Source organism: Mycobacterium sp. FW102-FHT13B02 (genome assembly GCF_058790275.1).
Genome location: NZ_JBYTCM010000004.1, coordinates 151,212 through 172,318 on the forward strand (window position 1 = coordinate 151,212; position 21,107 = coordinate 172,318).

Genomic DNA, 21,107 nt, shown 5'->3' on the forward strand with positions numbered 1-21,107 from the left:
TGGTGTCAGGTGGTCCGCGACGACTATGGCTTGAATCACGTTCGGACCTGCGGCGGCCAGGAGTCACAGTCGTCAATAGCGTCAATTTTTGCCGGCCCGCCGGTGTGGTCGCCTCGCGCCCCGCTCGTGTTCCAGCAAACAATTTTCACTGTGCGAAAATTTGCTGACTGCGCAGCGTTCACCGACTGGGGTGGGCCTTGTTCATTCCTTTGCCAGATCTGGGAAAGCGGCTGGTCAGGGTGGGTGTTGGAGCTGCGATGCATTAATGTTACCGTCCGGTTGATAACCAGTTGCAGTGGCTGAGGGGACGGGGCTGATGACTGTTACGCAACTCGCTGGGCGGGTTCAAGCAAAGCGGGCGGCATTGCTGGGTGCGGCTGCCGCAACAGCTACCGCGATGACCGTGACGGCGTCGGTGCCGAACGCGCCGGCTCCGCGACCGGTGGTGGTGCCGTCGTCGCACCCAGCGGTCAACCTGTCCGCGTTCACCACGCCGTTCCCGAAGCCGGGTGTGTGGCCCGACATCACCGGCGGCTTGGGCAATGCCGTGTACAACCAGGTGCAGAACGGCATCGACGCATTGGCGCCGGCGATCGTCCAGGCGCTGAGCGGCATCGGCGGTCTGAGCGGGCTGAACCTCACCAATCTCATCAACCAGCTGCCGAAGAATCTGCTCAGCCAGATCCTCGACGCGCTGCCGATCCAGCTGACGCCGCTCCTGAACGCCGCGCTGGGCCCGCTCATCACAGGTGCGCTGGTGCCGCTTCTGCAGGGCCTGCAGCTCATGGATGCCCAGGGCAACATCACCCTCAGTGGCCTGTTGGACGTTCTGGGGATCAACCTCAGCAACATCCTCGACCTGAGCAATCTGAACATTCCGGGCGTCAAGATCGTCACTGCTGGGCCGTTGTTCAGCTTGCTGAAGATCGCCGGGCTGGACCTGGGCTGGACACCGGGCACCGCCAACGCGATCGCCAACGCGATCAACAACACGCAGTACCTTGACGTGGGCGCCATGGGGCTGCTGAACACGGTGTTGAGCCGGGCCGGACAACTTCCGGTGCTGGGGCCGCTGGTCACTGCCCTGCAGTTGGCGATCGACACCGTCGGCGGTGCCATCGGCCTGGACAAGCTGGACCTGATCGATGTGCGGGTGCCGATCAGCGTCGGCTTCGGGCTCGGTGCGTTCTCCATGGGGCAGGCGTATTCGAAGGTGCTGGCGGACTTGTCGAACCAGCCGGGCGGGACCACGCATACCGGCGCCAGCCCGGCCCTCGGCAGCCTGACCGTCCTGCCGATGATCCTGCTGAACAACCTGGGCCGCGCTAACGGCGGCCTGCTGGCGCGCTTCTATCCGCTCGGCGATCTGCTGGGCATCAATCTGATCACCCCGGATGTGGCTGCCGCGCACAGTGGCGGAATTCCGCTGCTGAACACCGGGCTGTCCATCGGCGGCGCGAACCTGCTGCCCATCAAGGTCGATGCGACCCTCGAATACCAGCCGTTCTCGGACCTGGCCGCCTGGCCCAACCCCTTCAGCCTGGCCAACAACCTGGTCGCCGGCACCCTGCCGACCTACCTGCTGCGCGGCATCTCGACCGCCACCCTGACCAACCAGCTGACCACCCAGCTGGGTGCCCTCACCGGCGGCTTGCTGACCGGAAATCCGTTGGCGGTCAACATCTATCTGACCGTCCCGACCAAAACCCTGCCGTTCATGGAACCGATGTACCTCACCGGTGACGTGCTGAACATGATCAGCTTCGGCACGCTGGGCAGCCCCATCTACAAGCTGGCCAACGCGCTGGCCCCGGCCATGACCAGCCTGGTGAACCTGGGCTACACCGATGTGGTGCGCAACCCGGACGGCACCTACAGCCGCACCCTGAACGACCCGGGCACCCCGACGCCGTTCTTCTCGTTCCCGGACGTCAACTGGCAGCAAGTGCCGGGCGACATCATGAACTCGCTGGTGGCGGGCTTCAAGAAGGAGTTCTTCAGCGCCAACCCGACGGCTGCACCGGACAACGCGATCGAGGCGCTGATCAAGCTGATCACCGGTGGCAAGTTCAGCGGCGTCAACCCGCTGAGCGGCCTGGCCGGCACGGTGCAGAACCTGCTCAACGGCGTGCTGGGCACGCTCGGCGGCCTCACGCAGGGTGCGACGGTCAACTCGCTGGCGGCCAAGCAGGGCGTCGTCAGCACGGCGGCCGCGACCGACATTCCGTCGACCACGCCGAAGCTGCAGCCATTGTCGGCCAGTCTCACCGGCCTTACCGGTACGAGCAAGAAGGACGGCAAGCAGGCCACCGAGCAGTCGGCAGGCGCAAAGGACAAGGCTGCCGAGGACAAGACCGGCACCGCGACGACCGCCGAAGATCCCAAGGCCGACCCGAAGACCGACCCCAAGGCAGGCGACACCAAGACGGACCCCAAGGCCGATCCGACGACAGATCCCAAGGCGGCCACGGACGGTTCCTCGGGCAAGCACGCCGCCGCGGAGGGCACCCCGTCCACCCCGGACAGCGGCAAGAAGCCAAAGCACGCCGCGGGCGACTCCACCGGTGCGACCACCGCGGGTACGGACAAGACCGACACCAAGACGGACAAGCCGGCCAAGACCGACAAGTCCGCCAAGGACAAGTCCGACAAGACCGCGGGCGGCAACGGGTCGACCAAGACCGACAGCCCGAAGACCAAGCAGCAGAAGAAGGATGGCGCCGCGAAGTCGACCGCCGCCACCGGTGGTGGCTCGGGCGCACACGCCGGCTGACACCCGGAAATGCGGCACCAGAGACGCCCGACGCGAATGCGCGTCGGGCGTCTTTGTGGCTAACGCGTGAGGGTGCGCACTGGTCGAGACGCTGCTCGCGCGCCGGTCTGGAAGCTCGTTCGCGGCGCGTCGGCACAGCCGATCAGGCGACCCGCGAGGATGACCAGACCGACGAGCAGGCGTCCGACAAGCCACACGCTGAGACCAATGCCTACGCCGAGGCCGACGGCAAGGCAGAAGAGTGCGAGCCCGATCCGGAATCCGACCCGAAGTCCGATCCGTACACAGGTGCGGAAGCTGCGGGCGCCACGACCGGTACCGAGCGCCCGCCGGGTGAGCAGGTGGGTATGGGCGACGACCCGGGCCAGCTCGCGCGCGGAGACGCCACGCCCCAATGCCAGGGCGCCAAGGCTGCGGAGCAGTCGAAAAATGCTGGCGCCGAAACTGATTCCGGTGCCGGCGGCACCGGTGGAGAAGTGGCTAGGCGCCCGACGCATCAAGCGAAGCCGAGCCAGCCGGGTAGTGCGCGCTCTCTCGAGTCGCACAGCACTGCGGGGGTGTCGCAGGAACCGCGTGGCGTGCCGGAGCCGGCCCAGCGGCCGCCGGTGTCGCGGCGCAGCACGATGGCGGAGGAGCCGCCGCCGTCCAGGAGGATGGCGGTGTCGCTGCCGAGCCCCCGGAACAGATCCTGGATCTGGTCGGGGGTGTAGCTGCCGCCCTGGAAGATGTACATCTCGTCGCGGCTGCGCACGTAGGCCAGCGCGGTGCGGGCGGCGCTGGGGCCGCCGTCGTTCAGCTGGCTGGTGTCGCCGGGCGCCAGCAGGCCGATGCCGCTCACCGCGACGAACCGGGCGCCCTGGTTCACCAGGTTGTTGACCGCTGCGGTCGCGGCATGGAAATCGCTTGTGCTGCTTGGCATTATCATGTACGGCGCACCGTCGGCCGGAATGATCATGGTGCTGAGCGCGGTCCACACCTCGTTACCGCCGGACAGGCCCTGCTTGCCCGCATAGGGGATGGTGCCTGTGACGGCGGCGTTGGCGCGGCCCTGGCCGCGGGTGTTGTCGACGTAGGCGCCCAGCGGCGAGCTGCATCCCGTCGACGTCCACGACCCGCCCTGCTGGCCGCGGATGTCGAAGAAGTTGGCGTTCACCGCGATGGTGGGCCGGCCCAGCGCCTGCCAGGCCTCCAGCGGCGTGAAAACCTCCGAGGCTTGCCACAGTCCTTCGGCGGTGCGCGCGCGGGGATCGCGTTCGCAGCGGGATTGGATGCCGCGGTGGGAGTCGACGAGCAGGCGCGGGTTCATGCGTTTGGACGCCGCTTTGATGACGGTGAGGTGCCCGCCGTTACCGGACTCGTACCAGTTGCCCGCGGCGTTGAGCAGGGGCGCGGGGTGGTCGCCGCCGAAGTTGTAGACCAGGAAGCTGCCGCGGTAGTTGGTGATGGCGTTGACCAGTAGCGAGCGGCCGTCGGCGGCGTGGGCCGCGGCGACGCCGAGGGTGCCGACCAAGCCGGCGCACAGCACCAGAAGCGTTGAGCGCCTGAGGATCTTCCGTGTGCGACGGAAGGTGTCGCGTCGGGTATCCGGCCCGAGAAACGACATTGTGGCCCCTTCGCCGGTCCGATACAAGGACCTTCAGCGTAACCACAGCAAACACTCTGTCAACTTTTGTCACGCCCGCATCACGGGCCGATGACGGATGAATCACCCTGGTGGACAGCGCAATTGGTCCCGCCGCCGACCGGGGTCGGGGCGGGGCCGCGAGCGTGGGGTTACGAGCCGAGCAGATCGGTGTGCATCTCCCACACCAGGATTTCGGCCGGCGCGGTGGCGGTGACGCGCTGTCCGCCGGACGCGGTGAGCCGGACGGCGTCGCCTTCATGAAGCGGTCCGGCGCCTTCCAGTGCCACCTCGCCGCGTGCCACGAACAGGTGCAGGTACTTCGCCGACGGCAGTTCGACGCTGTCGCCCCGTTCCAGCCGGGCGCCGTGCAGCGCGGCGTTGCGCTGGCCGATGGTGATCGCGGTGTCATCGGCATGGCCGGGCATGCCCGAGGCGATGGTGACCAGCTTGCCGCGCAGCAGCGCGTCGTCGATCTCCAGCTGCTGGTAGCCCGGTGTCTTCCCGGACTCATCCGGAACCACCCACATCTGCACGAAATGTACTGGCTCGCTGTGGGATTCGGCTCCCGTGAGGCGCCACGAATCGTTCTTCTCCGAGTGCAGGATGCCGCGCCCGGCGGACATCCGCTGGGCCAGCCCGGGGTAGATGACGCCCGAGTTGCCGGTCGAGTCCTGGTGCACGAGCGACCCGCGCAGTACCCAGGTGACGATCTCCATGTCGCGATGCGGATGGGTCTCGAAGCCTGAGCCCGGCGCGACACGGTCGTCGTTGTTCACCAGTAGCAGGCCGTGGTGGGTGTTGTCGGGGTCGTAGTGATCGCCGAACGAGAACGAATGCTTGGAATCCAGCCATGAGATTCGGGTCGCATCGCGGTCGGCGGCGCCACGGATATCAATGCCGGCAGTCGGGTTTCTCGTCATTTTTACCCCTGTCGTTGTCGGTGAGCTTAGGTGTCGCTACTGGACGGCACAACATAAATGATGTGTCATATATTTCATGTGGCTGACTGACGACCAACAGGACCTCTGGCGGGCCTATCTGGCCATGAGTGGCGGGCTGCAAGCGGCGCTGAATCGACAGCTGCAACGCGACTACGGACTGTCCCTCGCGGACTACGACGTGCTGGTGGCGCTCAGCGAGCTGCCCGAGTGCCGGATGGGTGAGCTCGGCGCGCACCTGGGGTGGGAGCAGAGCCGGGTGTCGCACCAATTGGCGCGGATGCGGGCGCGTGGTCTCATCGAGCGGTCCGGGGTTGCCGACGACCGGCGCGCGGCCGTCGTCGCCCTCACCACAGGCGGGCGGGACGCACTCGAGGCCGCGGCGGCCGGACATGCCGAGTTGGTCCGCTCGGTGGTGTTCGACGGCATGAGTCGGACACAGGCGGAGGCGCTGCGGCGGTGGATCGCGACTGTGCTCGAGCGATTGGCCTGAACGGACCCCGAGAGTCGAAGCGAATTCGCGGCTACAGTAGGACCGTCGGGTTTGCGGGGAGGATTCACGTGAAACATTCAGTCGTCGCTGCTGCCATGGCAGGCGCGCTGGTCGCCGGGCTGGCGTGGTCGCCGGCTCCGCAGGCGCACGCGGAGGGGTCCTGTGTGCCGTTGGACGGCAGCCCAATGGTGGTCACGCGGAACCCGAACACCGGCATCGGCAAAAAGCTCGATATCGTCCGGACCTACACCTATTCCGACGGCATGGTGAATTGGACCATCCACCAGGACGGTGGGGTCAAGGACAACACCGGCCTCGGATTCGGTGCGACCATCAACCAGATCTACATCCCGGAGCTCAACTCCAGCGGGTCGGTGCCCGGCAACCCCGGTGACGTGGTCAACATCGATAGCTGGCACTTCCACACCCGTGTGACGATCTGCAACCAGTAGTTCGCTGAGCATTGTGAGGTCCGTCCCGCTGAGTGGATGGCCTCGCATACGCTGTCGGCGTGGATATCAATGGAGCTAGCGCGGTCGTCACCGGCGGCGCGTCAGGAATCGGTGCGGCTGTTGCCCGTCAGTTGGCCGCCAAGGGTGCCCGGGTCGTCATTGCCGACCTCCAGGCCGAGAAGGGCGAGGCGCTCGCCAAGGAGATCGGCGGCGTGTTCGTCACCGTCGACGTCACCAACACCGAGCAGATCATCGACGCGGTCAAGACCGCCGCTGACCTCGGCCCGCTGCGTGCCCTGGTGAACTCGGCCGGTGTCGGCTGGGCCCAGCGCACCATCGGCAAGGACGGCGAGTTCGAATCGGCGCACAACCTGGACCTGTACAAGAAGGTCCTCGACATCAACCTGGTCGGCACGTTCGACTGCATCCGCATCGCCGCCACCCAGATGAGCAAGAACGACCTCACCGAGGCCGGCGAGCGGGGCGCCATCGTCAACATGACCAGCGTCGCCGCGTTCGACGGCCAGATCGGCCAGGCCGCGTACTCGTCGTCCAAGGGTGGCGTCGTGGGCCTGACCCTGCCGGTCGCGCGCGACCTGTCGGCAGTCGGCATCCGCGTGAACACCGTGGCCCCCGGCCTGATCGATACCCCGATCTATGGCGAGGGCGAAGCCTCGGAGGCCTTCAAGGCCAAGCTCGGCGAGTCCGTGCTGTTCCCGCACCGCCTGGGTAAGCCTGAGGAACTGGCCTCCATGGTCATCGAGCTGATCACCAACTCGTACATGAACGCCGAGGTCGTCCGCGTCGACGGCGGCATCCGGATGCCTCCGAAGTAGTAATTCTTCCCGGTTACTTTCGAACCCCCCAATTTCCAACGAGATTGGGGGGTTCGACCGTTTCGGAACGGGAGTCGGACGCGATCCGGCTTACACCTTCGCAGTCGCCGGCCAACGCAACCAGGTGGCGGAGAAACCGGCCTCGTGGCGCCGTCCAGTTGCGTTCGGCGCGACTGCGTCCGACGAGCCTGACCTGATGGCGGAAATCAGCGTGGAAAATCGCCCTGTGGTCAGGTTCGGCGAAGCTCGACGAACTGGTGACGCATCGGCGGTAGGTGTGGCTGCACATTCGCCACGGAAATCCTGTGAATCGCTCGGTACGCTCGGACGGTATGGCGCGCACGCGGTTCCGGCCGGTCGTATTTCTCGCTCTGTTGATCGCCTCGGTGTGGTTGGTGGCCGGATGCGGCGGCAGTAACTCGACGCGGCATAACGAGTCCGCCCCGACGGCGGCGCCGCTCAAGAGTGGGGCCGACTACAAGGGCAATGCTCCACAAGCGCCCCCACCACCCGTCGTGCCGGCGCGGGACGTCGTCAAGACCGCGTCGCTGGTCCTCGTCACCGCCGACCCGGCGGCTGCGGCGGACAAGGCCACTGCGATTGTCGACAAAGCGGGTGGACGGGTCGATGAGCGCTCGGACGACGCCGGATCGACCTCGGGCCGGGCGAGCGTCCACCTCGTGTTGCGTGTTCCGGCCAACGGGCTCGACGCCGCTCTGGCCTCGCTCAAGGGGCTCGGCACGGTCCAGACCCTCGAGGTGAAGACCGACGACGTCACCACGCAGCGCGTCGACCTCGATGCCCGGATCACCGCGCTGAAGACCTCGGTGGACCGACTGCTCGCCATTATGCGTGACTCGAAAGACCCCGATGCGTTGATCAAGGCCGAGGATGCGCTGTCGTCGCGGCAGGCCGAGTCGCAGAGTTTGCAGGCACAGCGCGACACCCTCCGCGACCAGATCACCTACAGCTCCATCGACGTCCAGATCACCGCAGAACAGCCGGGCGGTCCCGCCCCAGAGCGCTACCACGGGTTCTTTGGGCAGGTCGAGCGAGGTTGGGACACGTTGTGGGCCTTCGGCTCTCACCTGGTCATGGCGTTCGGCTTCCTGCTGCCGTGGCTGCTGCCGCTTGCGGTCTTCGGTGGAGCTTTGTACGCACTCGTCAAGTGGACGGGCTCGCGTCACAAGAGCAGCGCGCCGGCGGAGCCTGCGTCATCCGCCACTTCGCCGGACGATTAACTCCCGCGAGCAGTCGCGAATCCCCCAACTTCCTAAGGAAGTCGGGGGTTTCACGACTGCTCGGCTCTGCCTACTTGGTAGCCCCCGAACTGGCCTTGTGACCCTCGTTCGATCCACTGCCGTCTGAATCAGACTTCGTCGGTTTGGTCGACGTATCTGTCTTGGCGGACTTGCGGGGCTTCGTGAACGTCTTCTTCAGATCCTCGCCGATCTTGTTGGTTGTCGACGTGATTTGCTTACCTGCAGTCGAGATCGCTTTGGCAGCTGCCTTTTCCATTGCGTCCACGGCCTGGCCGGGCGTGGGGACGGGGCGGGCCTTGGGTGCGGGCCCAGCGGCCTCTCGTTCCGGCTGCGTAGCAGCGGATTCCGTTGCAACCGAATCATCTGTGGTCGCTGTGGGTTCAGGCTTCGTCGAATTAGTCTGCTTTGTAATGGAATCGGCTTTAGTCGCGGTTGCCGTCGAGATGGGGGATTTGGTCGACGGTGAAATTGGTGATGCGGCAGCCGAGCTTGACGCCGCAGAGTCAGGCGCTGGCGTGACGGCGATGGCTTGTGTCGGCTCCGGCTCTGGCGCCGACTTGGCGGCAACTGTTGATGTAGGCGCTGGCTTGCCGATTGCTTCGGCAGCAGTCTCGAGCCAGTGCACTACAGTCCTGATGGGACCGTCTTCACCGAGTAGTCCACTGGTGCCAAACGGGGCGTAACCGTTGAGGACAGCACCCGTCAACACCGCAGGGGCATTGAGTGCGATGCTCGCCGCGGTCTCGATATGGCCAGCCTTGACCGCATCGAGGAAGCCTTGAGCGGTGTCCTGCAAAGCGTAGCTAAGGCCGCCCAGCGTGCCGAACAAGAAGGTCATACCGGCACCGATAAAGAGGTTCGGAACAACTGCGACGAACTGCTGCATATGTTTCGCTGTGGTGTTCACTATGTCGTACGCGCCAAGAAGCGGGAATCCGATTCGGAAGGCGGGGACAACAATAAGCGCCTGGTAGACGCTGTCGATTGCACCTGCTACGTCACCCGCCGCAGCCTGAGTCACTGCCTTTTGCAGGAGACTCGCGGAGCCGAATGAATTTCTGGGGTCGAGCATGGACACGATGTTGGTACCCACCGTCTGTGCGATACCGGCCAGCTTGGTGGTGTTTGCGACTTGATTGGCGATCAGCTGCCGCAAGATTGGGAGAGGATTGTCGGCGATGGCTTGGCCGAGGCCGCCGAGGTTGGCGAATGTCGCGGTGGCTACCGAGGCCCAAGTTTCCAGCGGGTTGGTGAACGCCGTGAGCTCAATTGTCGCCGCAGAGGGTAGGGCCGGGGCATGGACGGCCGCTGAGGGAGCCGCCACTGGGGTAAGGGCGATGACGCCGGCGCCAACCAGCGCGACGCCGGCGTTCATATACGGTCGTAGAGCGAGACTCAACTCGGTCTCCTTTTGGTTCAGTCGAGGATGTCAGCTGTCACTGACCGGCACGAAAAGTACGGACTGAACCGAAGATGCGCATTCACATTCTGTAGGGCTTTTCAAATATTCGGGCGTGGCGAAGTTACCAAGTGGTAGATAGGCGAAACCAGCCACCGCACATGCCGGAAGGTCTAGCATTCCGCCGACCGGGGTGATCGAAAATGATGTGCCAGTGGGGTTTCTGATGGGGATGAAGCCGTGGGACGGTGACCGGCCGCTCACGCCGCGAATCATGTTGGAGCGTGCGGATGTTGCCGCGCGCGGTCTGTCGTTCGCCTTTTCGACAGAGCAGATATCGGTGCCGACCGACTGGTGTAGCGCCAGCGACACCCACCACCTGGTGTACGTATATCGCGGCGGAACAATGCATTCCATGCAGACGGCCCTCGACTGGGGGCCGTCCGGGCAGGTGCTCCCGACTGCGGGAGATGTCTGGTGGAAGCCTGCCGGGATCGAATGTGCGGCGCTGGTGCAAGGCGATGTCGCGGGGATGTGCGAGATTGCCGTCCCGCGCGGGGTGATCGACGACACCGGATTGCTGCCCCGGATCAAGTACCGCGACCGACTGATTCACCATCTCGTCGAGGAGATCTACAGCGTCGCGGATCGTGATGACGTCATGGCGCGGCTGCTCACTCATTCCATGGCTGAAACAGTCCGTCTGCTGATCTGTGAGAAATACACCGCGGCCGCGCCCAAGAAGCGCGAACACCGGGCCATCGACACCAGGACCCGCGCCGCGCTCGTCGAATTCCTCAATGACGGGCTCGATTCCGAGATACATCTGGATGCGCTGGCGGAGCTGGCCGGGATGCCGGTGCAGACGTTCATCAGTGCGTTCCGGCGGGCGTTTCACACGACGCCCTATCAGTTTCTGCTGGACTTGAGGATCGATCGCGCCAAGACACTTTTGGCATCAACTACGCAGGGGGTCGCGGAAATTGCGGTTTCAGTGGGGTTTTCGACACCGAGTCACTTCGCGACCGCATTCCGCAAACGGGTAGGCATTTCCCCCAGCGTCTACCGGGAGAGTTACTGAGCATCTGCGGGGCCGGGGCACCTCCGGCTAGCGGGCGAACGCAAGACTGCCCCTTCTCCGAAGAGAAGGGGCAGGTTTGCAGCGCGCGAAGAACAGTTACCAGTCGGACTCGTCGAACGTGACGACGCCACGAATGTTGTTGCCGTCCAACATGTCCTGGTAGCCCTGGTTGATGTCCTCGAGCTTGTAGGTCCGCGTGATCATGTCGTCGATGTTCAGCAGGCCGGACTTGTACAGCGCGGCCAGGCGCGGGGTCTCGATATGCGAGCTGCCGCCACCGAAGATGTTGCCCTTCAACGTCTTCTGCAGCATGGTGAACAGGAAGAGGTTCAGCTTGACGTCGGCATCCATCATCGAGCCCATGCCGGTGACAACGCAGGTGCCGGTCTTGGCCGTGAGGATCATGGCCTCTTCGATGTACTCGCCCTTCATCTCACCGACGGCGATGATCACCTTGTCGGCCATCAGGCCCCAGGTCAGGTCGATCATCGGCGCGATGGCCTCGGCCATCGACGGGTAGACGTGCGTCGCACCGAACTTCAGCGCTTGCTCACGCTTCCACGGGTTGGGGTCGATGGCGATGACGTGCTTGGCACCCGAGATCACGGCGCCCTGCAGCGCGCTCATGCCGATGCCGCCGACGCCGACGATGACAACCGACTCGCCCGGCTGAACCTGCGCGACGTTGGTGGCCGAGCCGAAGCCGGTCGGCACCGCGCAGCCCATGATGGCGGCCGACTCGAACGGGATGTCCTTGTCGATCTTGACGACGGAATCCTTGTGGACCGTCATGTACGGCGCGAAGGTGCCCAGCAGGTTCATCGCCGCGACCTCTTTGCCGCCGGCGGTGTGAATGCGGTTGGTGCCGTCGGAGATCGCCTTGCCGCCCAGCAGGACCGCGCCGCGGTCGCACAGCGAGCGGAAGCCCTTCATGCACGGCGGGCAGGAGCCGCAGGCCGGGATGAAGGCCAGGATGACGTGGTCGCCCTCTTCGATGCCCGTGACGTTCTTACCGACCTTGGTGACGACGCCCGCGCCCTCGTGCCCGCCGAGGCAGGGCAGTGGCATCGGGGTGGCGCCCGTGGTCAGGTGGTAGTCGGAGTGGCACATGCCCGCGGCATGCATCCGAATCTGTACTTCGTCGGCAACGGGGTCACCGAGGTCGATCTCCTCGACCTGGAACGGGGAGTTCACTTCCCACAGCAGAGCGCCTTTGGTCTTCATGACGAAGATCATAGCCACAAAGTAAGAACACGTTCCAGAAAGGTGCTATGGCAGGTGCTCTACCTGGGTAAACATCACCTCAGAACATGTCACTGAGCTGATCCGGAAACTAGCGGCAGTAGTGCGCAGAAACCGAAACGAGGCGCCCGGGGGCACTTCCGGTCTGCGGTCACGGACGGGTCGGGGCCCGGTCAGAGGTGGGGCGCCAGCCCGAACTTCTCGAACAGCCGCGGATCCATGAATGCGACGACGTGCGAGATGCCGCCGGGCTTGATGTCCAGCACGTGCAGCTGGAACGCCTCGTGTCGGCCGGTTTCCGGGTTGCGCATGTACATGCCCGCGGCGGACTGCCCATTGGCGGTGGTGACGACGAACCGCATGTCGCCGGGGTGCTCGGCCGGGCACTTGAACCGGGACAATTCGACGATGTCGCGGGGACCGGAGTACCAGGTGTCGAACGGCGGCATCTCCCACACCGAGTCGTCGGTGAACAGCGCGACCAGGGCATCCATGTCGTAGGACTCGAAAGCGTTGACGTACCGCGCCAGCAGGTCCTTGGCCTCGTCGGACTCGGGGGCGACCAGGACGTCGTCCTCGCTCGGGCCGACGGCATCGAGCTGGGCGCGGGCCCGCTGCAGCAGGCTGTTGACGGCAGCGGTGGACGTCCCGACGGCCTCGCCGACTTCGGCGGCCTTCCATTGCAGCACGTCGCGCAGCACCAGGACCGCGCGCTGCCGGGGTGAAAGATGTTGCAGCGCAGCGATGAACGCGAGGCGCACCGACTCACGTGAGCTGACGATGGTCTGCGGGTCGCCCGGTGCGTCGTGCACGTCGGGCAGCGGCTCGAGCCAGGCGGTGTCGGTGCGCTCGGTGATCTCGGCGTGCGGATCGGCCGACGGCTGGCCGAGCCCGGACGGCAGCGGCCGGCGCTGACGGCCCTCCAGCGAGGTCAGGCAGGTGTTGGTGGCGATGCGGTACAGCCACGTCCGCACCGACGACTTGCCCTCGAAATTGTCGTAGGCCTTCCAGGCGCGCAGGTAGGTCTCTTGCACCAGGTCCTCTGCGTCGTGCAGAGAACCGGTCATGCGGTAACAGTGGGCCAGCAGCTCGCGCCGGTGCCGTTGGGCGTCGGCCAGGAACGCATCGCGTGACCGGGGCGACGTGTCTGCTGCACCAGATTCGCTGAGGACACTCACCTGACTCAGGGTACGCAGGGGGTGTGACATCTGGCGGTACTCGCGGCGGCGACGGACGCGCGGTGGGCAGACCCCAGATATTGTCTGTGCATGTCCACCACCCGCAGCGAACGCAGCTTCGACGGCATCGGCGGCACCAAGATCGTCTACGACGTCTGGGTACCGGGCACCGACCCGACCGGCGTGGTGGTGCTGTCCCACGGTTTCGGTGAGCACGCCCGTCGTTATGACCATGTCGCCCAACGGTTCGGTGAAGCCGGGCTGATCACCTTCGCGCTCGACCACCGGGGCCATGGCCGCTCGGCCGGCAAGCGCGTGTTCGTCCGGGACATCTCCGAGTACACCGGGGACTTTCACCACCTGGTCGGCATCGCGACCGCCGAATACCCCGAGTTGAAGCGCGTTGTTCTCGGCCACAGCATGGGCGGCGGCATCGTTTTCGCGTACGGCGTCGAGCACCCGGACGACTACCACCTCATGGTGCTGTCCGGCCCCGCGGTCGATGCGCGCGCCCAGATCGCGCTACCGCTGGCACTGCTCGCCAAGGTGGTCGGCACCGTCGCGCCCGGCCTGCCGGTCGAGAATCTGCCGTTCGAGGCCATCTCGCGCGATCCGCAGGTGGTCGCGGCCTACCAGGCCGACCCGCTGGTCTACCACGGCGGATTCCCCGCCGGAGTCGCCAAGGCGCTGATCGGGGTCGGTGAGACCATGCCGCAGCGCGCCGCCGCCATCACCGCGCCCCTGCTGGTGGTGCACGGTGAAGAGGACAAGCTGGTGCCGGTGGCCGGCAGCCGCAAGCTGGTCGAATGCGTCGGCTCCTCCGATGTCGCGCTCAAGGTCTATCCGGAGCTGTACCACGAGGTGTTCAACGAGCCCGAGAAGGCCGTCGTGCTCGACGACGTCGTGAGCTGGATCGAAGTGCGCCTGTGACGGGGGTTCTGACGTGAAATGGCCTGTCCGCCTGCTGGTTTGGCTGACGGTGCTGGCGGTTGCGGCGTGCAGTTCGGGCAAGAGTGGCGACTGGGTCGACGAGGACGTCAGCTTCGTCGCCGGCGGCCTGACCATCCACGGCAGCTATCGCCACGTGCCCGGCGCCGCCGCGGCGCCGTCGGTACTGATGATCTCCGAGAGCGGCCAGACCGACCGCAACGGTGACAACGCCGTCGCCGGCAAGGTCGGCAACATGCGGCAGCTGGCCGAGTACCTGTCCGGCAAGAACGTCGACAGCCTGCGGTACGACAAGGTCGGCACCGGCAAGACCGGCGTCGGGCCGCACGCGCAGAACCTGCGCGAGGTGGGCAGCGCTGTCTACACCGCCGGGGCCAAGGCGGCCGTGCGGTTCCTGGCCGCCCAGCCCGGCACCGACACCTCACGAATCTCCGTGTACGGCCTGGGTGAAGGCACGGTGCACGCACTGGCAGTGGCGACCGACACAAGTTCGGGCGCCCCGAAGATCCACTCCGTCGGGCTGCTGCAGCCGCTGGCCGGGCGGTATCTGGACGTCATCACCAATCGGGTGCGGGCGTCGGTCGACGCCGACGTGAAGGCCGGCGCCAAAACCCGGGAGCAGGCCGACCAGGTGCTCAAGGAATGGACCGACGCCGTCGCGTCGACGCGCGCCACGGGTACGCCGCCGACCAAGCTGCCCGAGGGTCTGGGCGCGATCCTCAACCCCGGCAACGCCAAGGCGGTGTTGGAGGCCGACGCCATCGATCCGTTGTCTTTGGCCGTGAAGATCCCGAACGGCACCCCGGTGCTGCTGACCTGCTCGGACTCCGACGTGCAGGCATTCTGCGAGGCGGAACAGCCACTGATCAAGGCGTTGGCGCATACCGCGCTGACCGTGGTCACGTTGATGGGTGTCAGCCACGTGCTGCGCGACGACCCCACCGACAACGTGGCCAACTACGCCAACAAGGCGCCGCTGTCGCCGCAGCTGGTCAGCGCGCTGGACGCGTTTGTCGGACGCTAGTCGTACACTGCCGCCATGGGGGATGACACGCACGTTATGTATCTGAAAGTTCTTGTCGGACAAGGTGGTTGGCGCCATGAGTGACGACAGGTTGCTGGCCCGGATCGCGGCGCTGCTGCGGCAGGCCGAGAACACCGACAACCCGCACGAGGCCGAGGCGTTCATGGCGGCCGCGCAGCGGCTGGCCACCACCACGTCGATCGATCTGGCGGTGGCGCGGGCGCACTCGGCCACTCGGACCGCGGCGCAGGAGCCGGTGCAGCGCACCGTCACCATCGGGGAGGCGGGTACTCGCGGGCTGCGGACGTTCGTGCAGTTGTTCGTGCTGATCGCCCGGGCCAACGACGTGAAATGCGACATCGCATCCAACTCGACATTCGTGTACGCTTACGGATTCGCCGAGGACATCGACGCCACGCACGCCCTGTACGCCAGTGTGGTGGTCCAGATGGTCAAGTCCTCGGACGCGTACATTTCCACCGGCGCGCACCGGCCGACGCCGACCATCACCGCGCGGCTGAACTTCCAACTGGCGTTCGGCGCGCGGGTGGGGCAGCGGCTGATCGATGCCCGGGAAGAAGCCCGGCAGGCGGCGACGGCGGAGCGCGCCGATCAGCCGGGGACGGCGGTTGCGTTGCGTAACAAGGACCTTGAGCTGGTGTCGTTCTACAAGAAGACGTCGCAGGCGCGGGGCAGCTGGCGGGCGACCAATGCTTCCGCCGGTTATTCGTCGGCGGCACGGCGAGCGGGGGACCGGGCCGGGCGCCGGGCACGGCTGGGACCGAGTCCAGAGTTGTCCGGTGCACGTACTGCCCTGGAGGGGTGACCTGGTGGAGCGATGAGCCGGGATTCCCAACGTTCCGCGGTGTATGCCGCTGAGCAGTTCGTGCGCACGTTGTTCGACCGTGCCGGGGAGCGCGGCAATCGGGCGGTCGAGTTCTTCGGGGCGCAGTTGACGTTGCCACCCGAGGCGCGGTTCGGCTCGGTCGAGGCAGTGCGGCGGTACGTCGACCAGGTGATGACCATGCCGGCCGTGGCGGCGCGATGGCCCGCCGCCGGTGCGGTCGCGGTGCGGGCACGCCGGGGAGTGACGGCGGCGCACTACGAATCCGGTGACGGCGGTGCCGTCATCGCGGTGCCTGAACGTCAAACCACCTGGGCGCTCAGGGAATTGGTGGTGCTGCACGAGGTTGCCCACCACTTGTCGGCCGCGGTGCCGCCGCACGGTAGCGCCTTCACCGCGACGTTCTGCGAGCTGGCCGACCTGGTGATGGGGCCAGAAGTGGGGCACGTACTGCGGGTGGTCTACGCCAAAGAGGGAGTGCGCTAACCCTTTTCCCGCGGGCGTGTGTGTTTGCACGTGGACGCGCCGTGGGCGAGGGTCCATTCCGTGCACCCTCGCGCACGGCGCGGTGCGTCTACTGACCGTCTAGTGCGGCGGACCCAGATACGGGAAGACCTGCAGGGTGTCGGTGTGTGGACTCAATCCGGACGGCGGGCAGTCACCCTTGGTCAGCGAGGCCAGCCGGTAGTCGATCACGTCGTCGGTGAACACCCGCCCGTTCGGGTACTTGGCCGGCTGGGCCGGGTTGAACGTGAGCATGTCGGGCAGGATGCCCTCGGCGTCGACAGCGGCGACGGCCTCATCCTCGGTGTAGCCGCCGGTGTGCCCCAGGAGGTGTACGAACATCGGCATCCAGCGGTCCCGGTCGTTGATCGGCACGCTGGCGTTGTACTCCTCCTTGGTGTCGTCGGTGTTGAAGAAGCTGCTGACCGACGGGTGCCCGGCCCGGTCCACATGCAGCAGCTCGCCGTCGCGGCGGACGCTGCAGCGGCCCCAGATTCGGATGTCGGGCGTGGCGCCCAGCAGTTGCCTGGTGGGCAGTTCCAGGACCATCGAGCACACGTTGGCCTGCGTGTTGGAATCCACTCCGGTCCAAGGGAATTCGCCACTGAGGTGGAGTGCGGTGAAGTTGCGGCCGCCCCGGATGTCGAACAGGTTCTTGATGCCGTCGAAGTCGAAGAAGAAGGCATCGCTGCGGGCGCCGGCGAAGAACTGGTAGCCGCCCGACTCGGCGATCACGGGCTCTGTGCCGAACGACACCTCGACGCCCTCGAAGATTTTGTCGCCCACCGCCTCCGGGGATTCCGCGGCGTCGCCGGTGGCGAGGTACACGTCCACCGTCTGGTGCCCGTCGACCGGTTCGGAGAAGACGTAACTGAAGGCGAAGTCGTTGTGCAGGTCGCCGTCGTTGTCGATCGCCAGCCGGTAGATGGCGTCGGGGTGCAGGGCATCGGCGTTCGGGTTGGCGTTGAGGATGAGCACCGTGCGCGCCGGGTCGGCCGGCGATTGGAACGCGTACAGATCGCAGAGATCCAGGCGCTGGTCGCCCAGCGGCGGGCCGAGGCTGAGTCCGGTGAAGTGATTCGACATACGCGTTATCTAAGTCGCCGGTGGCTGGGCACGCAGCGTAACCGGTCAATCCGGACGTACCCAGCCCGCGCTAGCCTGGGGCGGTGACGCAACCAGACCCGCAGGCTGTCGACCAGATGTTCAACGAAGTGCTGCGCACCGAGGACAAGGCGCTGGCCGCAGCGCGCCAGTCCGCGGTGACGGCGGGTATGCCGGCCATCGAGGTGTCCGCACAGCACGGAAAGCTGTTGTCGCTCTTGGTCGCCGCCACCGGCGCCACTCGGGTGTTGGAGATCGGCACGCTCGCCGGATACAGCACCATCAACCTGGCGCGTGGGGCCGGGGCAGCGGGCCGGGTCATCACCTTGGAGTACTCGCCCGACCACGCGGAGGTCGCGAAGGCCAACTTTGAACAGGCGGCTGTGGTCGACCGGGTCGAGGTGCTGGTCGGGGCCGCGCTGGAAACCCTGCCGCGGCTGGCCGAGCGCGGTGAGCATTTCGACTTCTTCTTCATCGACGCCGACAAGGAGAACAACCGTGCCTACGTCGAGTGGGCGGTGCGGCTCGCGGTTCCCGGGGCGCTCATCGTCATCGACAACGTCACCCGGATGGGGCGGGTGCTGGAACCTGCGGAGGACGACCTGCAGGCCCGCGGCGTGCGGGACATGCTGGAGCTGCTGGGTAACCACCCTGGCCTGGAGGCCGCGGCCATCCAGACGGTCGGCACCAAGGGTTGGGACGGCTTTGCGGTGGCCCGGGTGGGGACATAGTGCTCAGGGCCGCCGCGGCCGGGCTCGTCTTGGCCGTAGCCCTTGCGCCGACGGCCTCGGCTGACCCGACGCCGCTACGGGAAGCGCCCATATCGCCGGGAGCGACATTCGTCGACGATCCAGCGATCTTCGACCTCCATCCGCTGGCCGCGGAGTCTTGGAGCCGCCTGGACCCGGACGCAGTCCTGGCGTTGAACGTCTCGCTCGGGTCGCCGGACTGCTATGGCGTGCACGCCGCCGTGCTGGAGACGGAGCAATCCGTGATCGTCACGCTGACCTCCGGCCGCCGGTCCGACCGTGAACGCATGGTGTGCACCATGATGATGATGCCCGGCAAAATTTTTGTGCCGCTGGCCAATCCTGTCAGTGGTCGCGCGGTACTGGCTGAGCAGGATCCGGCATCGCCAAATTGACGTAACCGCTGATTCCTGGTGTTACGTTCTCGGTGAGGGTCGGGTCGAGGCGTGAGGAGTCACGGTGACAGCTTTGGCCGAGGTCCGACATTTCCGCCGCGGCGATGCGGGCTATGAAGAAGCGCGTTGCGCGACGGTGTGGAACGCCCGTGTGCCGCAGCGCTTCCCGGAAGTGATCGTGCAGGCGTCCTGTAGCGCGGATGTGGTGGTGGCGGTCCGCTACGCCGGCGCGAACAATCTGGCGGTCGGCATCCGTTCCGGTGGGCACAGTTGGTCGGCCAATCATCTGCGTGACGGTGGCCTATTACTCGACGTGAGCCGGCTCGACGTCTGCCAGGTGGATCGCGACGCGATGACCGCCGCCGTCGGGCCCGGCAAAGGCGGCAGCGTCCTGGCGACCGAACTGGAGCAGGAGGGCCTGTTCTTCCCATCCGGACACTGCAAGGGCGTGCGACTCGGTGGCTACCTGCTGCAGGGCGGCTACGGGTGGAACAGCCGGATGCTGGGCCCCGCGTGTGAAAGCGTGCTGGCGCTGGACGTGGTGACTGCCGACGGCGAGCAGATCCGGTGCGACGCCGAACATCACCCCGATTTATATTGGGCGGCAAGAGGATCCGGTTCGGGATTCTTCGGCGTGGTGACAGCGTTCCACGTGCGGCTCTATCCGAAGCCGCCGGTGTGCGGTAGCAGCCTCTATGTCTACCCCTTCGAAGCTGCCGACGAGATCTACCCGTGGGCCCGGGCGATCAGTGCCGACGTGGACCGCCGGGTGGAACTGCAGATCGTCGCCTCGCGGGCCATGCCCAGTTCGGGCCTCGATGTGCCGGGCATCGTGCTGGCCTCACCGGTGTTCGCCGACAACGACGAGGAAGCGAAAGATGCAGTGGCCCTGCTGGATACGTGCCCAGCGCGGGCGAACGCGCTGATGGCCGTGCCGTTTGCGCCGACGAACCTACCCACTTGGTACGACGCGGTGATGAGCAACTACCTGAACGACCACCGCTACGCCGCGGACAACATGTGGACGTCGGCGTCGGCGGACGAGCTGATGCCGGGCGTGCGGAACATCCTGGCGACCATGCCGCCGCACCCGTCGCACTTCCTCTGGCTGAACTGGGGGCCGTCGCCCACCCGTGAGGACATGGCCTACAGCCTGGAGGACGAGGTGTATCTGGCGCTCTACGCCGGCTGGGCAGACCCGGCCGATGACGAAAGATACGGCGACTGGGCCCGGTCGAATATGGCGGCGATGTCCCACCTGGCGACCGGAATACAGCTGGCGGACGAGAATCTCGGGGACCGGCCGGCGCGGTTCGCCACCGATGCGGCCATGGCGCGGCTGGACGCTGTGCGCGCACAATATGACCCAGACAGTCGGTTCTACGCGTGGATGGGACGGACATGAGTTATTTGGGCTATCGCGACAACGACGCGGACACACCGTTTGGGCGGTTCTTCAACCCGGACATGGCGGCGCTCCCACGCCACGTGGTGCTGGCGCTCGAGCATGGTCCGCAGGCCGCTCCGGTGCTACCCGACTTCGAAGAACCGTTGGCCGAGGACGGCTACCAGCAGACCGAGAACGGATACGGCAGCCTGCCGGACGGCGGCTTTACCGTGGCCGTGCGCACCGATATGCCGGGCGTGACGCCGGAGATGTGGGAATGGTGGTTCGGCTGGCACGGCTGCGACCCGCGCCGCTACAAGCTGTGGCATCCGCGGGCGCATGTGTCGGCTGGGTGGCGTGACGGCCGCGACGATCTCGCCTACATCGGGCGGACGTCCCTGGTCCAGGAGTACATCGGTTCGGCGCTCAGTTCGGTGGCGATCCAATTCGTCGACCCCGTATCGCAAGGGCATGCCGGGCCGGCCATCGTCGCTCGCCTCGGATCGCCTGACATCCCGGTCGACATCGGTTGGCTCGTCCATCAGGTGCGGCCGACACCTGGCGGTGCCGAGATGCGCTCCCGCTTCTGGATGGGCGGACGGCACGTCAACTTCCGCTTGGGTAACTCGTTGGCGGACCACGCATTCCGGGTACTCGCTGCGCGTCAGCTGCCTGATCCGCGCGATCTGCTGGTGCACTGCGCGCAGGAGATGAACCACCTCGCCGGCTTCCTGCCTGAGCTTTACGCGGAGTGCGGCCCAGCCTGACTCGTGGTCGAAAAGTGGCCGGATTCTCGACCATGAGCTCATGTTCGCGGTGACCGGGTAGCGCGTATTCTGGATTGAGATGGATGGGTGCGGCAAGGCCGAACCCC

At 66.1% G+C, this 21,107-nt stretch carries 21 protein-coding genes; 14 read left to right on the forward strand and 7 right to left on the reverse strand.

Features of this window, described 5'->3' with window-relative positions:
* The first annotated feature begins 316 nt into the window (after nucleotides 1–316).
* Nucleotides 317–2,773, forward strand: coding sequence for a hypothetical protein (locus tag AC3WTE_RS08830; protein WP_492437027.1), 2,457 nt, complete (start codon nucleotides 317–319; stop codon nucleotides 2,771–2,773).
* 59 nt (nucleotides 2,774–2,832) lie between these two features.
* On the opposite strand, the gene AC3WTE_RS08835 is transcribed toward AC3WTE_RS08830, so the two are convergent.
* The 3 genes from AC3WTE_RS08835 to AC3WTE_RS08845 form a co-directional block, all read right to left on the reverse strand.
* Nucleotides 2,833–3,270 (reverse strand): hypothetical protein, encoded by a 438-nt coding sequence (locus tag AC3WTE_RS08835; RefSeq protein ID WP_492437028.1) that lies wholly within the window; start codon nucleotides 3,268–3,270, stop codon nucleotides 2,833–2,835.
* A complete protein-coding gene (locus AC3WTE_RS08840) occupies nucleotides 3,270–4,376 on the reverse strand; it encodes a phosphodiester glycosidase family protein (RefSeq protein WP_492437030.1) in 1,107 nt (368 codons plus the stop codon). The genes AC3WTE_RS08835 and AC3WTE_RS08840 overlap by 1 nt, the downstream gene beginning before the upstream one ends.
* A gap of 170 nt (nucleotides 4,377–4,546) precedes the next feature.
* Nucleotides 4,547–5,317, reverse strand: a complete 771-nt coding sequence (locus tag AC3WTE_RS08845) for a pirin family protein (protein ID WP_492437031.1) — start codon at nucleotides 5,315–5,317, stop codon at nucleotides 4,547–4,549.
* A gap of 76 nt (nucleotides 5,318–5,393) precedes the next feature.
* On the opposite strand from AC3WTE_RS08845, the gene AC3WTE_RS08850 reads away from it, so the two are divergent.
* From AC3WTE_RS08850 to AC3WTE_RS08865, 4 genes are all read left to right on the forward strand, one after another.
* The gene (locus AC3WTE_RS08850) at nucleotides 5,394–5,828 is read left to right on the forward strand and encodes a MarR family winged helix-turn-helix transcriptional regulator (protein ID WP_492437032.1); all 435 of its coding nucleotides are present in this window, start codon (nucleotides 5,394–5,396) and stop codon (nucleotides 5,826–5,828) included.
* 68 nt (nucleotides 5,829–5,896) lie between these two features.
* Nucleotides 5,897–6,280, forward strand: coding sequence for a hypothetical protein (locus AC3WTE_RS08855; protein WP_492437033.1), 384 nt, complete (start codon nucleotides 5,897–5,899; stop codon nucleotides 6,278–6,280).
* Nucleotides 6,281–6,339: 59 nt separating this feature from the next.
* On the forward strand, nucleotides 6,340–7,116 hold the full coding sequence (locus AC3WTE_RS08860) for an SDR family NAD(P)-dependent oxidoreductase (RefSeq protein WP_492437034.1): 777 nt from the start codon (nucleotides 6,340–6,342) through the stop codon (nucleotides 7,114–7,116).
* 332 nt (nucleotides 7,117–7,448) lie between these two features.
* Nucleotides 7,449–8,357 (forward strand): DUF4349 domain-containing protein, encoded by a 909-nt coding sequence (locus AC3WTE_RS08865; protein ID WP_492437035.1) that lies wholly within the window; start codon nucleotides 7,449–7,451, stop codon nucleotides 8,355–8,357.
* Nucleotides 8,358–8,427: 70 nt separating this feature from the next.
* Here AC3WTE_RS08865 and AC3WTE_RS08870 read toward each other — a convergent pair whose 3' ends face one another.
* The gene (locus AC3WTE_RS08870; RefSeq protein WP_492437036.1) at nucleotides 8,428–9,753 is read right to left on the reverse strand and encodes a hypothetical protein; all 1,326 of its coding nucleotides are present in this window, start codon (nucleotides 9,751–9,753) and stop codon (nucleotides 8,428–8,430) included.
* 238 nt (nucleotides 9,754–9,991) lie between these two features.
* Between AC3WTE_RS08870 and AC3WTE_RS08875 the strand changes: the two genes are divergently transcribed.
* Entirely contained in the window at nucleotides 9,992–10,858 is an 867-nt protein-coding gene (locus AC3WTE_RS08875; RefSeq protein WP_492437038.1) for a helix-turn-helix domain-containing protein, read from the forward strand.
* A 96-nt stretch (nucleotides 10,859–10,954) separates the two neighbouring features.
* Here the strand turns inward: AC3WTE_RS08875 and AC3WTE_RS08880 are convergent, their stop codons facing one another.
* Together AC3WTE_RS08880 and AC3WTE_RS08885 are read right to left on the reverse strand one after the other, a co-directional pair.
* Nucleotides 10,955–12,082, reverse strand: a complete 1,128-nt coding sequence (locus AC3WTE_RS08880) for an NDMA-dependent alcohol dehydrogenase (RefSeq protein WP_492437040.1) — start codon at nucleotides 12,080–12,082, stop codon at nucleotides 10,955–10,957.
* A gap of 191 nt (nucleotides 12,083–12,273) precedes the next feature.
* Entirely contained in the window at nucleotides 12,274–13,308 is a 1,035-nt protein-coding gene (locus AC3WTE_RS08885; protein WP_492437041.1) for a sigma-70 family RNA polymerase sigma factor, read from the reverse strand.
* 60 nt (nucleotides 13,309–13,368) lie between these two features.
* On the opposite strand from AC3WTE_RS08885, the gene AC3WTE_RS08890 reads away from it, so the two are divergent.
* The 4 genes from AC3WTE_RS08890 (at nucleotide 13,369) to AC3WTE_RS08905 (ending at nucleotide 16,580) form a co-directional block, all read left to right on the forward strand.
* The gene (locus AC3WTE_RS08890; RefSeq protein WP_492437043.1) at nucleotides 13,369–14,208 is read left to right on the forward strand and encodes an alpha/beta hydrolase; all 840 of its coding nucleotides are present in this window, start codon (nucleotides 13,369–13,371) and stop codon (nucleotides 14,206–14,208) included.
* A gap of 13 nt (nucleotides 14,209–14,221) precedes the next feature.
* Nucleotides 14,222–15,250: an alpha/beta hydrolase family protein gene (locus tag AC3WTE_RS08895; protein WP_492437044.1), complete on the forward strand. Its 1,029-nt coding sequence runs from the start codon at nucleotides 14,222–14,224 to the stop codon at nucleotides 15,248–15,250.
* A 76-nt stretch (nucleotides 15,251–15,326) separates the two neighbouring features.
* Nucleotides 15,327–16,076 (forward strand): DUF2786 domain-containing protein, encoded by a 750-nt coding sequence (locus AC3WTE_RS08900; protein ID WP_492437045.1) that lies wholly within the window; start codon nucleotides 15,327–15,329, stop codon nucleotides 16,074–16,076.
* Between the two features lie 12 nt (nucleotides 16,077–16,088).
* The gene (locus tag AC3WTE_RS08905; protein WP_492437046.1) at nucleotides 16,089–16,580 is read left to right on the forward strand and encodes a TIGR04338 family metallohydrolase; all 492 of its coding nucleotides are present in this window, start codon (nucleotides 16,089–16,091) and stop codon (nucleotides 16,578–16,580) included.
* Between the two features lie 99 nt (nucleotides 16,581–16,679).
* Here the strand turns inward: AC3WTE_RS08905 and AC3WTE_RS08910 are convergent, their stop codons facing one another.
* Nucleotides 16,680–17,684, reverse strand: a complete 1,005-nt coding sequence (locus AC3WTE_RS08910; RefSeq protein ID WP_492437047.1) for a DUF4331 family protein — start codon at nucleotides 17,682–17,684, stop codon at nucleotides 16,680–16,682.
* A 116-nt stretch (nucleotides 17,685–17,800) separates the two neighbouring features.
* On the opposite strand from AC3WTE_RS08910, the gene AC3WTE_RS08915 reads away from it, so the two are divergent.
* The 4 genes from AC3WTE_RS08915 to AC3WTE_RS08930 all read left to right on the forward strand — a co-directional run bounded on the left by AC3WTE_RS08915 (nucleotide 17,801) and on the right by AC3WTE_RS08930 (nucleotide 21,000).
* Complete coding sequence (locus AC3WTE_RS08915; RefSeq protein ID WP_492437342.1) at nucleotides 17,801–18,433, forward strand: O-methyltransferase; 633 nt, start codon at nucleotides 17,801–17,803, stop codon at nucleotides 18,431–18,433.
* Nucleotides 18,433–18,846, forward strand: coding sequence for a hypothetical protein (locus AC3WTE_RS08920; protein WP_492437048.1), 414 nt, complete (start codon nucleotides 18,433–18,435; stop codon nucleotides 18,844–18,846). Before AC3WTE_RS08915 ends, AC3WTE_RS08920 begins: the two co-directional genes overlap by 1 nt.
* A gap of 64 nt (nucleotides 18,847–18,910) precedes the next feature.
* Nucleotides 18,911–20,251 carry an FAD-binding oxidoreductase gene (locus AC3WTE_RS08925; protein ID WP_492437049.1) on the forward strand — a complete coding sequence of 447 codons (1,341 nt, stop codon included), beginning with the start codon at nucleotides 18,911–18,913 and terminating at the stop codon, nucleotides 20,249–20,251.
* Nucleotides 20,248–21,000, forward strand: a complete 753-nt coding sequence (locus AC3WTE_RS08930; RefSeq protein WP_492437050.1) for a DAPG hydrolase family protein — start codon at nucleotides 20,248–20,250, stop codon at nucleotides 20,998–21,000. The genes AC3WTE_RS08925 and AC3WTE_RS08930 overlap by 4 nt, the downstream gene beginning before the upstream one ends.
* Nucleotides 21,001–21,107: the final 107 nt, after the last annotated feature.

Bases quoted from the DNA above. Each gene is read 5' to 3' on its own strand.
- AC3WTE_RS08830 (WP_492437027.1), top strand. From the start codon at position 317: ATGACTGTTACGCAACTCGCTGGGCGGGTTCAAGCAAAGCGGGCGGCA.
- AC3WTE_RS08835 (WP_492437028.1), bottom strand. From the start codon at position 3,270: ATGCGTCGGGCGCCTAGCCACTTCTCCACCGGTGCCGCCGGCACCGGA.
- AC3WTE_RS08840 (WP_492437030.1), bottom strand. From the start codon at position 4,376: ATGTCGTTTCTCGGGCCGGATACCCGACGCGACACCTTCCGTCGCACA.
- AC3WTE_RS08845 (WP_492437031.1), bottom strand. From the start codon at position 5,317: ATGACGAGAAACCCGACTGCCGGCATTGATATCCGTGGCGCCGCCGAC.
- AC3WTE_RS08850 (WP_492437032.1), top strand. From the start codon at position 5,394: ATGTGGCTGACTGACGACCAACAGGACCTCTGGCGGGCCTATCTGGCC.
- AC3WTE_RS08865 (WP_492437035.1), top strand. From the start codon at position 7,449: ATGGCGCGCACGCGGTTCCGGCCGGTCGTATTTCTCGCTCTGTTGATC.
- AC3WTE_RS08870 (WP_492437036.1), bottom strand. From the start codon at position 9,753: ATGAACGCCGGCGTCGCGCTGGTTGGCGCCGGCGTCATCGCCCTTACC.
- AC3WTE_RS08880 (WP_492437040.1), bottom strand. From the start codon at position 12,082: ATGAAGACCAAAGGCGCTCTGCTGTGGGAAGTGAACTCCCCGTTCCAG.
- AC3WTE_RS08885 (WP_492437041.1), bottom strand. From the start codon at position 13,308: ATGTCACACCCCCTGCGTACCCTGAGTCAGGTGAGTGTCCTCAGCGAA.
- AC3WTE_RS08890 (WP_492437043.1), top strand. From the start codon at position 13,369: ATGTCCACCACCCGCAGCGAACGCAGCTTCGACGGCATCGGCGGCACC.
- AC3WTE_RS08900 (WP_492437045.1), top strand. From the start codon at position 15,327: ATGAGTGACGACAGGTTGCTGGCCCGGATCGCGGCGCTGCTGCGGCAG.
- AC3WTE_RS08905 (WP_492437046.1), top strand. From the start codon at position 16,089: ATGAGCCGGGATTCCCAACGTTCCGCGGTGTATGCCGCTGAGCAGTTC.
- AC3WTE_RS08910 (WP_492437047.1), bottom strand. From the start codon at position 17,684: ATGTCGAATCACTTCACCGGACTCAGCCTCGGCCCGCCGCTGGGCGAC.
- AC3WTE_RS08915 (WP_492437342.1), top strand. From the start codon at position 17,801: ATGTTCAACGAAGTGCTGCGCACCGAGGACAAGGCGCTGGCCGCAGCG.
- AC3WTE_RS08930 (WP_492437050.1), top strand. From the start codon at position 20,248: ATGAGTTATTTGGGCTATCGCGACAACGACGCGGACACACCGTTTGGG.